This window comes from Asticcacaulis aquihabitans (assembly GCF_032490435.1).
Classification (GTDB): domain Bacteria; phylum Pseudomonadota; class Alphaproteobacteria; order Caulobacterales; family Caulobacteraceae; genus Asticcacaulis.
This window is the reverse complement of record NZ_JAVGWM010000004.1, coordinates 263992-278565: the sequence shown is the minus strand read 5'-3', so window position 1 is coordinate 278565 and position 14574 is coordinate 263992. Positions and strand designations below refer to the sequence as shown.

Annotated in this window: 13 protein-coding genes; 4 read left to right on the top strand and 9 right to left on the bottom strand. The window is 60.2% G+C overall.

All coding sequences use genetic code 11. From position 1 onward, the window contains the following. Positions 1 to 3: 3 nt before the first annotated feature. The 3 genes from lra1 to RCJ00_RS15600 form a co-directional block, all read right to left on the bottom strand. Complete coding sequence (gene lra1, locus RCJ00_RS15610; protein ID WP_316223114.1) at positions 4 to 765, bottom strand: L-rhamnose 1-dehydrogenase Lra1; 762 nt, start codon at positions 763 to 765, stop codon at positions 4 to 6. Positions 766 to 875: 110 nt separating this feature from the next. Beyond that, on the bottom strand, positions 876 to 1184 hold the full coding sequence (locus tag RCJ00_RS15605; protein ID WP_023457512.1) for a transcriptional regulator: 309 nt from the start codon (positions 1182 to 1184) through the stop codon (positions 876 to 878). Between the two features lie 11 nt (positions 1185 to 1195). Further along, positions 1196 to 1495, bottom strand: a complete 300-nt coding sequence (locus RCJ00_RS15600; RefSeq protein ID WP_316223112.1) for an antibiotic biosynthesis monooxygenase family protein — start codon at positions 1493 to 1495, stop codon at positions 1196 to 1198. A 198-nt stretch (positions 1496 to 1693) separates the two neighbouring features. On the opposite strand from RCJ00_RS15600, the gene RCJ00_RS15595 reads away from it, so the two are divergent. Continuing rightward, positions 1694 to 1867 (top strand): hypothetical protein, encoded by a 174-nt coding sequence (locus RCJ00_RS15595; protein WP_023457510.1) that lies wholly within the window; start codon positions 1694 to 1696, stop codon positions 1865 to 1867. A gap of 197 nt (positions 1868 to 2064) precedes the next feature. Here the strand turns inward: RCJ00_RS15595 and RCJ00_RS15590 are convergent, their stop codons facing one another. Continuing rightward, a complete protein-coding gene (locus RCJ00_RS15590) occupies positions 2065 to 3267 on the bottom strand; it encodes a mechanosensitive ion channel family protein (protein ID WP_316223109.1) in 1203 nt (400 codons plus the stop codon). A gap of 197 nt (positions 3268 to 3464) precedes the next feature. Here RCJ00_RS15590 and RCJ00_RS15585 point away from each other — a divergent pair, with 197 nt between their 5' ends. Both RCJ00_RS15585 and RCJ00_RS15580 read left to right on the top strand, forming a co-directional pair. Then, the gene (locus RCJ00_RS15585; protein ID WP_316223107.1) at positions 3465 to 4697 is read left to right on the top strand and encodes a flavin monoamine oxidase family protein; all 1233 of its coding nucleotides are present in this window, start codon (positions 3465 to 3467) and stop codon (positions 4695 to 4697) included. 121 nt (positions 4698 to 4818) lie between these two features. Then, a complete protein-coding gene (locus tag RCJ00_RS15580) occupies positions 4819 to 5070 on the top strand; it encodes a hypothetical protein (protein WP_316223106.1) in 252 nt (83 codons plus the stop codon). A gap of 21 nt (positions 5071 to 5091) precedes the next feature. On the opposite strand, the gene RCJ00_RS15575 is transcribed toward RCJ00_RS15580, so the two are convergent. Next, positions 5092 to 5619, bottom strand: a complete 528-nt coding sequence (locus RCJ00_RS15575; protein WP_316223104.1) for a cysteine hydrolase family protein — start codon at positions 5617 to 5619, stop codon at positions 5092 to 5094. A gap of 131 nt (positions 5620 to 5750) precedes the next feature. Beyond that, entirely contained in the window at positions 5751 to 7889 is a 2139-nt protein-coding gene (locus RCJ00_RS15570) for an exonuclease domain-containing protein (RefSeq protein WP_316223103.1), read from the bottom strand. A gap of 144 nt (positions 7890 to 8033) precedes the next feature. On the opposite strand from RCJ00_RS15570, the gene RCJ00_RS15565 reads away from it, so the two are divergent. Beyond that, on the top strand, positions 8034 to 8969 hold the full coding sequence (locus RCJ00_RS15565; RefSeq protein ID WP_316223101.1) for a sugar phosphate isomerase/epimerase family protein: 936 nt from the start codon (positions 8034 to 8036) through the stop codon (positions 8967 to 8969). Positions 8970 to 8980: 11 nt separating this feature from the next. Here RCJ00_RS15565 and RCJ00_RS15560 read toward each other — a convergent pair whose 3' ends face one another. From RCJ00_RS15560 to RCJ00_RS15550, 3 genes are all read right to left on the bottom strand, one after another. Continuing rightward, entirely contained in the window at positions 8981 to 10348 is a 1368-nt protein-coding gene (locus RCJ00_RS15560; RefSeq protein WP_316223099.1) for a leucine-rich repeat-containing protein kinase family protein, read from the bottom strand. Further along, a complete protein-coding gene (locus RCJ00_RS15555) occupies positions 10284 to 12314 on the bottom strand; it encodes a TonB-dependent receptor (RefSeq protein ID WP_316223097.1) in 2031 nt (676 codons plus the stop codon). The genes RCJ00_RS15560 and RCJ00_RS15555 overlap by 65 nt, the downstream gene beginning before the upstream one ends. 86 nt (positions 12315 to 12400) lie before the next feature. Then, positions 12401 to 14527, bottom strand: coding sequence for a BamB-related PQQ repeat family beta-propellar protein (locus RCJ00_RS15550; protein WP_316223095.1), 2127 nt, complete (start codon positions 14525 to 14527; stop codon positions 12401 to 12403). Positions 14528 to 14574 lie beyond the last annotated feature (47 nt).

Genomic DNA, 14574 nt, shown 5'->3' with positions numbered 1-14574 from the left:
CCTCTATTGCAGGTTCACGAACATGCCGCCATCGACCAGCAAAGCGGCGCCAGTGACATAGCCGGCCAGTTCGGACGCCAGGAAGATGGCGGGGCCAGCCAGATCGTCCGGCTGGCCCAGGCGGCCGAGCGGAATACGCTTTTCCATGTAATCGCGCTTTTCGACGTCGGCCAGGTCGTCCTTGTTGATATCGGTCAGGATGGTACCCGGCAGCAGGGCGTTACAGCGGATCTTGTGTTTGCCCAGCGCAATGGCCGTCGATTGCATCAGCGACAAAACCCCGGCCTTGGTCGGGGTGTAATGGGTCTGGAATTCACCGCCGACCAGGGCCGAGATGGAGCTGACCGCCGTAATCGAACCGCCCTCCCCTTGCGTCACCATCTGGTTGGCCGCCGCCTGGCACATATAATAGGCGCCGTGCAAGTTGACACGCATGGTGCGTTCCATCACGTCGGCGGGCATGTCGAGAAAGGCATGAAAGGGACAGATGCCGGCGTTGTTGACGAAGGCGTCCAGCCGGCCGAACCGCTTCACGGCTTCGGCGACAAAGGCCGGCGCGGATGCGGCATCGGACACGTCGCCTTTCAGGGCAAAGGCCTGACCACCGGCGGCTTCGATTTCCGCCACGCAGGACTCGGCAGCCGTTTCGTCACCGGCATAGTTGATGCCAACCCGCGCGCCGTGCCGTGCCGCACCAACGGCAATTGCCCGGCCGATTCCCTTTGAGCCGCCCGTTACCAGCAGCACCTTGTCCTTGAGCAGCATGCGCGTTTCCTTACCTGTTTCGCGCAATATTGCTCATGTTTTTTACCTTATCAATCCATCAATCCCAAATATTCAAACTTTTTACCCATATGTGGTGAAATGGGTGGGATTTATGAGGGATTTTGCGCCAATGTCATCGCGACATTGTATAAAAAGTCAGAATTTTCATGCATGCGCTTGTCCGCCAGGCGCAAGGCCTCGGCGATCCGCTCGGCCGGCGCAGGGTGACGTTCGTCCTTGAGCCACCGCTCTATGGAGCTTTCCGACACGCCAGTCGCTTCGGAAATCTGGCGCGCCAGCGAGGCGCGCGGATCGGTCCGCCAGGCCAGATCGGCGATGCGGGCAAATTCGAGCGGCGTCAGAAGGGCCTTACGCTTGAGGCGGGCGGGCTCGGGGGTATCATTATCGGTATCGGACATGTGTCGAGATCTCAAAAATATTGCTTCACGGTTTCGCCGTGGACCACCATGGGTGGTTCGATGAAGAAAGGACCGGCCAGGGCCCGCCATTGTTTAAAGTTTTCGCTTGAGCGAAACAGTTCGGTATGATGTTCAACGGTTTCCCAAAGGACGCGCAGGTTGTAGACACCCGGCGTCTCGATCACCGCTTCCAGCGACATGGAATGACAGCCTTTCGCGCTTTCGAAAAAAGGCGCAGCGTTGGCGACGGCGGCTTCGAATGCGTCAGCCTGGGCCGGATCGATGCGTATGGTGGCGATTTCGGTGATCATGCGGAACTCCTTTGGGCGCTTCTATGTCACGAACGCGCACCCTACTCAAGCGTTGCTGGTAAAGCTTATGGTAGCCTTACGCCAGGCAGGCCTCTTCGCCACAATGACTTTATCCCGCTGCGGATACACTTAAGGCAGGTACCACAATCTGACATGGCGCCGGCCCTCTGGCCGCCGCCTTACACAGGAGGATGGATTATGCGTACGATTACTACCTTTATTTCCGGCTTTTTGAATGGATTTTTCCATATGACGCCGACCCGGACCTGCCTGCGCGGCGATCGCAAGATCAGAAACAACCTGGATGAACATCAGATCGATTCGATGGTTGATGACAGCTTCCCAGCCAGCGATCCGCCCAGCACCTATTAGGATTAAACGGGTCCGCGAGGGCCCGTTTTTTTTATCCGCACACAGCAAAAAACCAGAGAGATCGAATACAGTGACATGCGTCAATGGTTTCAATCATCTCTGGCTTTGTTTGTCTTTGATATCTCATCGACGCTTTATAATCTCAGATTTACCCTAAGGAAAAAATCTGAAAATCGCACGAAAAGATAAGATTACTATCAAGGCGCATAGGCCCCCTTGTGAGAAATAGCGATCTGCGCATCGCCCAAGGCCACCTTCAAACGGCGGTTGAATTCGCGGCCCACCTTCATGCGTTCATGCGGCGTTGTCATGATGCGTATACGCAAGATTGCGCCGAAATCGGCCAGACTATCAACGCCCAGCACTTCCACGGGCTCCATGATCAACGGACCGAAGATAGGATCGGCCTTGAGATCGGCGCCCACTGTCTTGATGACGGCAATGGCGTGATCGATATCGCTGTCGAGCGCGATCGGCAGGTCGAGCACATAGCGAGCGAATGTCTTGGTGGTGTTGTGGATGATCTGCGCTTCGCCATAGGGAAAGACATGGAGCGTGCCATCACCGCCTCGCAGCGAGATATAGCGCAAGGTCATGTTCTCAACCTCGCCTGTACTGCCACCGATGGTGACGGTATCGCCGACGGCCACCACATCCTCGATAAGAAGGAAAAAGCCGGTGAAGAAGTCCTTCACCAGGGTCTGGGCGCCGAAGCCGATGGCAATGCCCACTACCCCGGCTCCAGCCAGAAGCGGCGCGATTTCGACACCAAGCTGGCTCAGGAAAATCATGACACCGACCACGAGTATGGCCGCCTGAAGCGTACGCCGAATGATGGGACCGAGTGTATCTATCTGGGCGGCACGGCGGAGATCGAGGCTTTTGCGCGCCTTCAATCGCGTCAGGAAATAGCCGATGAACACGCCCGCCGTTTCGAACGCCACCGCCGTTATGACAAGGACGATCAGGAGTGTGACCAGCGTATGGGTCAGGCGGGTGGCCAGGCTGGCCGACATCAAGGCAAAGACATCCAGCCCCCATATGCCGCCGATCATGACGATTGCCGCCAGGACGAAGACAAAGACGATGATGGACCGCGTCAGACGCAAGGCCTTCTGGATGGAGGCCCGACCGGCTTCGCCGTCATGCCCCGGCGTCCGGGATAGCAGCGAACACAAGCCCGCACGCGACCCCCAGATAAGCAGCCAACATACGCCTGCGATGGTGACACTCATGCCAATATTGAGCGCCAGGGCCTGAGGCGTCAAAGTGCTCAGGTGCCTCCACAGACCATCGAAGCCGCTGATCAGGCGCTCGCTGAGAGTGAGCTCAGACGCCACATGCGACGGCGCGGCGGCGGAACGGGTAGGGGCGCTGGCGGCGAGCAGCGTAACAATCATGAGGCCTCAGTCTGCGTTTTCACCAGATGGATGATCTTGTCGGTCTTGCGACCGCTTTTACGAGTTGTCTGGACCATGACCCTGAGGCCTGTAAGATAAAAATAGGCGTGCCCGCCTCTGCCGTAAGAATGGGATAAGGATATTGTCGCCGCGACGACATATTGTGTTTTTATCAAAAGCCGGGATGAACTGAGCACATGACCGATATTCTCATCATTGGCGCCGGCATGGCGGGTCTGGCCGCGGCGCTGGAATTGCAACGCCACGGCCTCGATTTTCTTGTCCTGGAAGCCGCGCCAGAACCGGGCGGCCGCGCCGCGACGGTGACAACGCCCACCGGTACGCCGGTCGACCTGGGCGCACACTGGCTGCACGGCGACGGTACCCCTCTCAAGGCTCTGATCGAAGACTACGGCATCGGATACCGCGAAGACCGTTCGGATAACCTGACCCTGTACGAAGGCGGTCGGGCGCGCCCGGCGGACGGCGACTGGTTGGAGGGCCTGCTCGATGCGGATAAGGCCCATGGCATAAAATCCGGCACCGTGCCCGACTGTCCTTTGCCCGAGCTGGCCAAGGATGCCCGAGGCCGTAAGGTGCTGACCGAGTTCGGCCTGATGTGGAACGGCGTCGATCCGCCGGTATATCCGTCGGCGCATGAATTCCTGACCGATGAAAATACCGTCGGCGGCCTGCAACCCGACGGCGGCATAGGCACGGTCATCGCCCGTATGGCGGAGGCGGTCAGCGACCATATTCGATATGGCACCCATATCACCGAGATAGTGACTCTAGGCGATATAGTGGAGGTGCGCAGCGCCGAAAACGATATCTGGAGCGCAAGATATGTCCTGTTTACGGGGTCCCTCGGAGTGCTCAAATCCGGTGATGTTGTGTTCGACCCGCCGCTTAGCGAGGCTTTGACCGATCATCTGGCCGGTCTTGTCATGGGGGATATGAACAAGATCGTGGTCGAGGTCGAACCCGGGTTTTTCGAGGCACGCGGCGTCGCGCCGGATACGGCCCTGGAACTGCTCGACGCCGCGCCGCCGCACTTTTGCCATGTCTACAGCGCCGGCCAGCCCTTGATCAGCCTATATATTTCCGGCCGCCAGGCCGAAGCGGTCGAAGGCTTCACCGGCGCGGAAGCGCTGGGCTACTTACGGACCCTTCTGGCGCCGGTCGAGACACTGGCGGACTTTGAAGCGCATATGACCGGCGATGTGATCCTGTCGCACTGGTCCGGCAATCCGCTGACGCGCGGCGCCTATTCCGCCTGCCTGCCCGGACACAAGAGAAGCGGCCCATGGTTGGAAGGCCAAGTCTGTTTTTGCGGCGATACATTCGATACACGCTTCCCGGCATCCCTGGCCGGGGCATTCCGCTCGGGACGCAAGGCGGCTCGCCAGATCGCCACCTATTGGGGGTGAATGGCTAGATCGGGCTTATCTCCATCTTATACGGCGCGCTGGCTTCGCAACCGCATTTTGATGCCCGCGATTATAGACTCTTTCACTCGGTTAAGACGCCAAGCCTTGAAAGGTCCGGATCATGGAAACCTATTTCGAAACGCCGACCACCGATAAACCGTCGCCGGATTATGCGACGATTTTCGCGCCAACGAAGGACACCCTGCAAATGAAGGCGGACCGCCTTCTCACCAATTACCGCAACCTGCCAAAAACCAGTCTGGCTTTGGCCGGCCTGGCCGGAATAGGGGTACTGGCCATACTCGGCGGCTTGTGGGCGGGCAAAAATGCGCTGTTTCCCCACCATGCCAGCAAGGACGCAACCGACCTCTAAAACCCGTCGGCACGCCAGATCTTAACGTTTGACCACATCAGCCTCGGGTCCGCAGCTGTTGATGATATGTTGCGGGCCGATCATGTTGCCCAGGATTTTCAGGCCCGCGTCGTGGAAGTCGGCCCCCTTGTCGCTGGCGCACAAGTCTTGCAGAACCCAAGGCCTGATATTCAGCTCGAACAGATCAATAGCCGTTTTCAGCACGCTCGAATCGGTGGCTATACCGGCAATGAACACCTCACGCATGCCCCAAGTCTTAAGACGTACCAAAAGCGCCTCCGTTACACCGCTATAGAGAGGGCGGCTTATGATGACGGCGTCGTCTCGCGGCTGTAAAGTCAGGTCGGTTTGGGCGCTGTGCTGCTTCATCCGGTCATAGCCGACGAACTTGCGGAAGGGGGACGGATCGGGATTATAGAATTTGGTAAAAATAACGTAGTCGAATTCATACTGGAGATTTTCCAGCGGCCGTACCACATGTTCTGATTGCGGGGTTACAAACCCATTTTGCACATCGATGACAAGCAGCACTTGCGGCTGTTCCGACATTCTTCTCTCCTGAAATCGCAGGACTGTTGCAATTAAAAACGATCATATAGTCATGTGGCAATTTGCATCATCGGTACAGTCAAATTTCGCGCCTTGCGCTAATTTTGACAAGGTAATTCAGACCTTATGGCCTAAGCGCAGACGCCCAGGCGCTTTTCATTGACCAGGTTGAGCAGTTCAGCGGCCGCGCGAGCATCGGCCAGCGCCCGATGATGCGTCCTCAGGTCGATATTGAACTCGCGGCACAGATTAGCCAGGCCATAGGAGGTCAGGCCCGGATAGTGCCGGCGCATGGAGGCGCAGGTGCACAGCTTCGGGTGGCGAAATCGCCTTTCCAGACGGCGGAACTCGCTGGCGATAAAGCCGTGATCGAAGGCCACATTGTGCGCCACGAAGATGGCGCCCTCCATGAAGTCGGCGAAATCGTCAGCGATATCGGCAAATTTTGGCGCATCGCGCACCATGTCGTTGGAAATACCGGTGAGTTGCGTGATGAAATGCGGAATGCGTTTTTCCGGATTGATCAGCGACGACCATTCGCCGATCACCGCGCCGCGCTGAATCTTGACGGCACCGATTTCCGTGACGCGGTCATTGGGCGGCCGACCGCCGGTCGTTTCGACATCGACCACAACATAGACCTGATCGGGATCGGTGCGATAGCTGACACGGCAAATGTCGGCATCGAAGCCGGCGGTACGTAGGAGGTTCAGGCGGGCCAACTGGTGGCGGCGCACCTGATCGCCCTCGCCCTTTATTTCTACGAAACGTACCTGCCCGTCCCGCATGAGCATCAGGTCGGGGAACCCGTCGCGCAGGGCGTAGTAGTCTTCCGCCATCTTGCCGAGCAGAATAGCCGTCGCCTCAGGTGGCGCCACGGCAAGGAACTGAGTCATGAGGGCGTCCAGGCCGTTAAACCAATAGAACAGGCCATTGCTTTCCCCGGCATGGCCGGCGATCGTGGCCTGAACCAGTTTCATGGCATCGCCTGTCCGCACCTGACTGAGCTTCGCACCGATCTCAGTGGCAAAACGGGTGTGAAAATTCCGATCCTTCAGGGTCTGGGGCCGATAGTCGAATTCCGACGCGAAACTGGCTTCGCTTTCGAACAATTCATCCCAGAAGACCAGGCCGAACAGCACGGGCCACAAGCCGTTTTCGGTATGATGACATGTCCAGCCCTGCTGACGATAGGCCTGCATGGCGCCATATTCGGCGTCACCACGAAACAACTCGTCGACTTCCAGCGTCTCGGCCGAGCGCAGCAGATGGGTAAAGACGCCGATGCGTTGCTGGCCGAACTTGCGGGCATAAAAGTCGCTGGCGAAGATATATTCCTCATCGTGTGCCGGGTTTTGCAGCATGGCCTCCAGCCGAACCTTGGCCTCTTCGGCCGCGCCGAGATTATACAGCAGCCGCACGCTGCGCTCATGACTTTCGAAGGCGCCGGAACGGGCATAGAAGGCCAGCGCCGCGTGCGTATCCCGGCGCTTTTCACAGGACAGGCCGAGTTGATGCAGAAGGGCATCACGCAGGTCGATCGTGCTTTGCGTCGTGGGCCGCGGCCATGTATCGACGCTCTCGGCGAGTGCCGCCATAACCGTTCCGTTTTTCAGATCGCGCAGATGTCGCGTGTAGAAATAACCGGCGCGCGCCTCGGTCAGGCTGTCGAACCGCGCCTGATAGCTGTCCCGGTTTTTCACTGATACCACCCCCAGATCACGTAGCGCGAAACTGGTCATGTTGTCGCTCAGGCGACCGAAATAGAGGTAGAGCAGGAAGCCCAGCGTGTCCTTATGCCGGGGTACGATATGATCCGACCGCAGGAAGCCGGCGGAGAAATCCGCCCAGGCCAGGTGCTGATATACGAAGTCGACCAGTTTCGGCTTTGACCAGCCGGATTTGACGTCCAGCCCGTGATCCTTCGCCAGGGCCAGCAGATCCGGTTTTGTCCGGTCATCGAGGCAGGCGCGATAGTCGCACTCATCGATGTCACGGACAAAGCCGCGTTCGCGCAACTGATCCAGCCCACCCCACAGGTCGCCGATTTCCTGGTAGGCGAGATCGCGCGGCGAAAACACCGCCTTCTTGCGATTGCTCATGCGGATATAGAGACATTGCGCCCATTCATCCAGTTCGCCAAAGGCGGAAATGAAAGCCCGTTCTTCCTCGCCCAGCATGGCACCGTACATAGACGTAATGAAACCGACCATTTCCACGAAATGGTCGCGATAGTAGAGCGGCGGCAGGGTAATAAACTCACGGGACATGGCATTGTTCTATATATGTTCGCATGATCAAAAACAACTCTGCTGCAATTCACAGCTGCGCGACCTGGCCATTGTAATCGAATACAATCCGTGCTTTTCTGCCTTTGCACGGCGCAGACCGTCATTTTCAGGCAGGAAATATACATGACCGCAATCACCGCTTCGCGCCGCCATATGTTGTTCGGCGCCGCCGCCCTCCTCGCCCTTTCAGGCTGCAAACCCGCGCCGTCGGCTACGCCGGCCAGCGACAGCGCCGCCACCAAGACAGCCATCGATGCTTGGCCCGTCGGTATGCAATTGTGGACGGTCGGAGCGGAACTGGCCAAGGATGTGCCCGGCACGTTGAAGGCCGTCAAGGACGCCGGCTACGACGTGGTTGAAACCGCCGGCACCCAGGGCAAGACCGCCGCTGAGTTCAAGACGCTGATCGAGGCCGCAGGCCTGAAGGCGCGCTCCGCGCACACCAATATGCCCAAGCTGATCGAAAACGCCGATAAGGAAATCAACGAAGCCCTGGCTCTGGGCGTCGAATGGCTGATCTGCTCATCGCCCCAGACGCCCGCGCCCCTGCCCGCCGGATCGGACTGGATTGTCGGCATGACCAAGGCGATGACGGCCGATGCCTGGAAAATGAACGCCGAACACATGGCCAAGATCGCGCCTCTGGTCAAAAAAGCGGGGCTAAAGTTCGGCTATCACAACCATCCCATGGAGTTCAAGGATCTGGGCGGCGGCCAGACAGGCTACGACATCCTGATGTCGGCGGGCGACGCGTCCTTGATCCGCGCCGAACTGGATCTGGGCTGGGTCGCCGTCGCCGGTCTCGATCCCGTGGCGACGATGAAGAAATACGCCGACCGTCTGGACCTGCTGCACATCAAGGACATGATTAAGGACGAGAAGCAGCCCGCCGGCTTCCGTTCAACGGAAATCGGTCATGGCATGATTGACTGGAAGCCGGTTTTCGCCGCCGCACAGACACTGGGTGTCAAGAACTATTTCGTCGAACAGGAGCCGCCCTTCCTCAAGCCCGCCATCGAGTCGCTGAAGGAAAGCCGCGCCTTTATCGCTGCACTTTAGAGAGCCGAACTTTAGAGACAAAGTCCCTCAACAATCCTGGCAAAGGACGGTCGGTTGGCCGGCACTTCGTCAAGACAGGCATCACGCAGGTCGGCCAGCCGGCTGGCCTGCGGGCTGGCGGATACGCAACGCGCCACCAGTTCTTCCAGCAGGCAGCCAAAGGCCCTGACCTCCAGGCGTTCAAATGCAGCGGCCGAGGCATCGCCAAGGTCGTAAAAGGAGGCCGCGCCAAAATCGCCCAACAGGGCAGCACCACGGCCGTCGTGCAAAATATTGTGCGCATAGAGATCGCCATGCATCAGCCCTAGGGCATGGAGATGACAGGCAGCAGCGGCAATGCCGCGCGCGATGGCGAACGCGGCCTCGGTATCGAATACTGCATCAGGCGAATAGATGTCGCGCGTGCACGACTCCAGGCTGGGCGGTCCCGCCAACGTGACAAAACGCGTATCGATCATCTCCATGACCAGACCCTGGCGGTGGTCCGGATGATCCGCCACCCGACCAATCACCGGGATCAGGTTAGGATGTGCGCCGGCGGCCAGACAGGCCGACAGTTCGCAATCGGGCAGGCCGTCACTGGTCACCGCGCCCTTGAACACCTTTACCGCCACCGTCCGTGAGGTGTCGGCACTGCGATAGAGCGCGCGATAGATGTGCCCGGACGCGCCTTCGCCGAGGCATTCGCCGATGTCGAGATCGCGCCAGGCAATCGGCTGGGCCGTACCTGTAGACCGTTCTGCCGCCGCACTGAACGGGTTACCGGCGAAAGCCAGCCAGGACAGCCGCGGCAGCTCGGGCAACCAGGCGGGCAATTGTGTCAGCCGGTTCGCCGCGATGCGCAGCAATTCCAACCGCGTGCACCGCGCCAGCCCGTCAGGCAAGGCCGACAACTGGTTACCCGCCAGCATCAGCTTCTGCAGGTCTGGGCAGTTCCCGATGTCGTCCGGCAAGGCGTCGATTTCGTTGTCGGTCAGTATCAACCAGCGCAGCCGGGGCGGCAGGGCGCCCGGCGGAACCCGCCGGATACGGTTGGCCTTGAAGCCGATCATGCTGAGATTTGCGCATTGCCCCAACACCGCCGGAAATTCGGTGAAGCGGTTGTTCGAGCAAAACAGAATCCGCAAACGGTACAGACGGTGCAGGTCGTCCGGCAAGACTGACAGGGCATTGCCGCTCAGGTCGAGGCTTTCCAGCGTATCGGCCAGAGTGAAAATCGCCTCGGGAAAGGCTGTCAGGCCGCAAGCCAATTTGACATGGCGGGCGCCGGCCAGCCGGCCCGTCTGAAGGTCTTCGAGTGTCTGCATGATGTCCTTACCGGCGATAGCTGAGACGCAGCCAAACCACGCGGCCGGTGTCGTAATTGAGTGTGCCGTCATTGCTGCGCTGGATCGGCACAGCGGCGTCAAAAGCGTTATCGATGCGCACGCCGACCTGAACGCGTGGGGTCAACGGATAGTCGGCGGACAGGTTGATCTTGCTATAGGCATCGAGCGGCAAGGCGTTGAGATCGTCTTCGAAACTGCGTCCTTCAAACAGCACGTCGGCACGCCAGTCCAGTTTCATCCAGCGCCCCGCCACACCGACGGATGCACCATAATCGGGCGCCTGGGCCGGGTGCAATCCACCGTCGGTGCGGGCATGCGTCACCGTTACAGTGGCCGTCACGCTTATAGCATCGGTCAGGTCGTATTGGCCTTGCGCCTCCAGACCGTAGGCGCGAATCCTGCCGGCGTTTTGACGCTGACGATAGGCGCCGCCCGCGGGCACGAAGCCAGCCAAGGGAAAGGTGCCCGGCCCAATGCCAAGGGTGATGTTGGCGATCGGGTCAGTCACGACGTTATAGAAGAGATCGGCGTCAAACCGGACACGGCGGCCCGATGCGCGCCAGCCGATTTCCGCTCCGGACAGGGTTTCGGGCTTCAGGTCCGCATTGGCCTCTGTGACGTCGTTGCCGACGCGGAAGGGTCGATACAGCTCATTCAGGCTTGGTGGCCGAAAGCCGGTATAGACCGCGACCCGCCATGCCTTGTAGGCCGCGCCGAACCGACCGGACACCAGGGTTTGCGATCTACCCGGCAGATCGAGGTCAAGGACCGCATTGCCGGTGCCGAGGTCCTGTTCGAAGCGATGGGCGTCAAATGTCTTCCACTGATCGAGACGTACCGCGCCGGTCAGGGTCCACGGCCCCATAAACCGCGTGCCTTCGGCGTAGGTGCCGATCAGGGAATTGCCTCCGCCCGAGACGCGGTAACGCGTCGCCACCGCCGATACGTAGCGGTAAAATTCGCGCGACTCGCCATCGCCCGTGCGGGCATCGATGCCGACTTCCCACTCGACAGACGGGGTGCGGTGGCGAATGGCGGCGTTGATGCCATCGCCTGACGCTGGCGTCTTAACCTGATCATTGGCCAGCAGCGTGCCGGTCCGTCCCGCCAGCACCGATACAGACCGGTTGGCCAGGTCGGAGTCCTTATGCCAGATTTGCAGGCGGTAGCCATTGGCATCCGCCGTCGGTTGGCGCGTCCACGACAGGCCGACCTGATCGCCTGTCGATCGCGCGGTCGCCCCTTTCAAGCCCGTATTGCGCACACTGTCATAACCGCCCGCCAGCAGGGCCAGTTCACCTCCGGCCAACGCCCATTGCCCATTCAGCAGTATCGCCTTGTCGCGGCCATAGGTTTTGACATCGGCCGCCCCGCGCTGGGTTCCGCGCACCGGCACATCGCCATGCAAGGTCTGGTCGCTCAGATGCACAGCGATGTTGCCCAAGGCAAATCCGGTTGCGACCGACCTGCTGTCGCTATCGCTGACCGACACCTCCGCATAGGGCCGAAGGGCCTGAGGCGGGACAAGCGACACGTCGATCACGCCGGTCAGGGCCCCGGCCCCATAGGCGCCACCACCGGCACCGCGCACAATGTGGGCGCCGGCCAGGGCGTTCGTCGGCAGCCCGGCCCAGATTACCCAGCCGCCGAACGGGTCATTTTGTGGAATGCCGTCGAGCGTGATCAGGGTGCGCCCGGCCCCGGACGGCGCAATCGCGCGCAATGACATGCCCTGAACCGTGGGATTGGCGGTCAGGCTGGACGACCGGCGAAACAGGGCGGCCTGCGACGCCTGCTTCAGGGCCTGGTCCAGAGAGGCGCTTTGGTCGATCTGATCGGCTGTAATATCTATCCGGCTGAAGACGGCGTCCCCGGCATAGGCGGGAAAACGCTGCCCGACGACAACCACTTCGGTAGGGACTTCGGTGGGTGTGGGGGCGTGCGGGGCGGCCTCTGGCTGGGCATGGGCGGACATCGCCCAAAGCCCCAGTACGGTCACATATCCGAAACGCCACATGTCTGTCTCCGCCGGCAAGGCCTCCTCTTGGCCGGAATAAAATAAGAAATCCAGCTAAACTTGAGATCACGCGTTCCCGGCCAGGCTCACGGCAAGCTATAGGCGATAATCTCTCCGCCGGGCTTGACCTTCGGATTCTTCCCGCCGCCGGCGCTGATGGCGACATACTGTTTTTTGCCTACCAGGTAGGTGGCGGGCGTGGCTATGCCGGCGGCCGGCAGGGTGGTTTCCCACAGAAGCTTGCCCGTACGTTTGTCAAAGGCCCGGAACCGGTTGTCGAAGATCGTGGCGGCGATGAAGACCAGTCCGCCCTTCGTCACCACGGCCCCGCCATAGTTTTCGCTGCCCGTCGTCTTGTCGGCCAGTTCCGGATATTCGCCCAGGGATCGCTTCCAGACATATTCGCCGGTGTTGACATTGAGCGCCGACAAGTTGCCCCACGGCGGCGCGATGGCCGGATAGCCGTCGGGATCGATGAAGCGGACATAGCCGTCAAAGACATAGGGATCGCCATCGGTCGATGGAAAGGCGGGGGCTTCCTTTTTGGCCGTCTGGGCCGCATCGCCCTTGAGATAGGCCACAATGGCGGCGCGGTCGGCGGCATCGAATTGCGCGAAAGCCGGCATACGCCCGCCACCCATCTGAATTTGACGCGCGATCTGCGCATCGCTGAGGCGTGCCCCGACACCAATCAGAGACGGAAATTCCGGTGGCGACCCTGTGCGTTCTAAGCCGTGACAGGCGGCGCAGGCGTTCTGATACAGGGCCTCGCCCGAGCGGCCGGCCAATAGTGGTGGCTGCTTCTTGACCTTCAGTATCCACGCCATTTCATTGGCGTTGATATAGAGGAGCCCGGTGGTCGGATCATAGGCCGCGCCCCCATATTCAGCGCCGCCGTCCATGCCGGGCAGGAGTATGGTCCCGCCCAGAGACGGCGGATCGAACGGCCCGCGCGAGCGCACCGACGCAAACGTTTTGGCGACCGCCGCATGGGCTTGCGGCGTACGCTGTGTCAGAAGGTCAGCCGTCAGGTGCTGGCGCGCGAACGGTTCCGGCTTGAGCGGCAGGACCTGGGTTGGCGAAGTGACTTCGCCCGGTATGTCTGAGGCCGGCGGATGAAGGTCCTGCAACGGATAGAGTGGCTTTCCCGTCAGGCGATCCAGGATGAAGACCACACCCGCCTTTGTCACCTGAGCCAGGGCCGGTTTGCCGTTGACAGTGATGAGGGTTGGCGGCGTCGGTGGATCACGGTCCCAGACATCGTGCCTGACCAACTGAAAATGCCAGCGCCGCTTTCCGGTAGCGGCATCGAGCGCCACCAGCGACGTGCCGAACAGGTTATCGCCGGTTCGGTCACCGCCGTAAAAATCCTTGTTGCCCATGCCAGCAGAGGCAACCGGGACGAAGACCAGTCCGTTTTCGGGATCAAGTGTCAGGCCGGACCAGGCATTGGCCCCCATGGCGGTTTTCCACGCCTCCTTGGGCCAGGTCTCGTATCCTGGCTCCCCCGGATAGGGGATGGTATGGAATATCCACTTCATCGCCCCCGTGCGCACGTCATAGGCCCGGATATGCCCCGGCGTATTGCCGGTGGACCCCATGATGATCAGGTCCTTGTAGACCGCGCCCGGTGTGACATTGCCGACGGAAACGCTGGCCGGATCGCGGTCCAGTCCCACCTTGAGATCGACCTCGCCATTGTGGCCGAAGCTGTCGATCAGCCTGCCGGTCGCCGCGTCGACGGCCATCAGCTTGCTGCGAAAGGTGAACAGGATGCGTTCGGCGCGGCCGTCCGACCAGTAGGATACGCCGCGCAGGCGTTGCTTGGTGTTAACCTCTTCGCCAAAGGCCGGATCGAACACCCATTGCTGTTTGCCGCTGGCGGCATCCAGACAGAACAGGCGTCCCTTCGGTGAGATGAAGTACAGGCGGCCGCGCACCACAAGCGGGTTGCCCTCCATGTCGGATCCACTGGCGCCGTCGCCGAAGGCATCACCGGAATCGAAACGCCAGGCGACCTTCAGCGTCTTCACATTGTCCGTATTGATCTGGTCCAGGGTCGAATAGTGCGTACCGTTGGGGTTACCATGATAATAGGGCCAATCGGCGCCGGAGGTCGAAGAGGTCGCATCTACGCCGCGGGGTCCGGAGCACCCGCATAGCGCCAATACAGAGGCTAGCGCCAAGACGGCGGCGATAATCCCAGGCTTCATGTTCAGCTCCCCGTTTTTGAGGCAGGTAAACATGACTTGTTATCGAT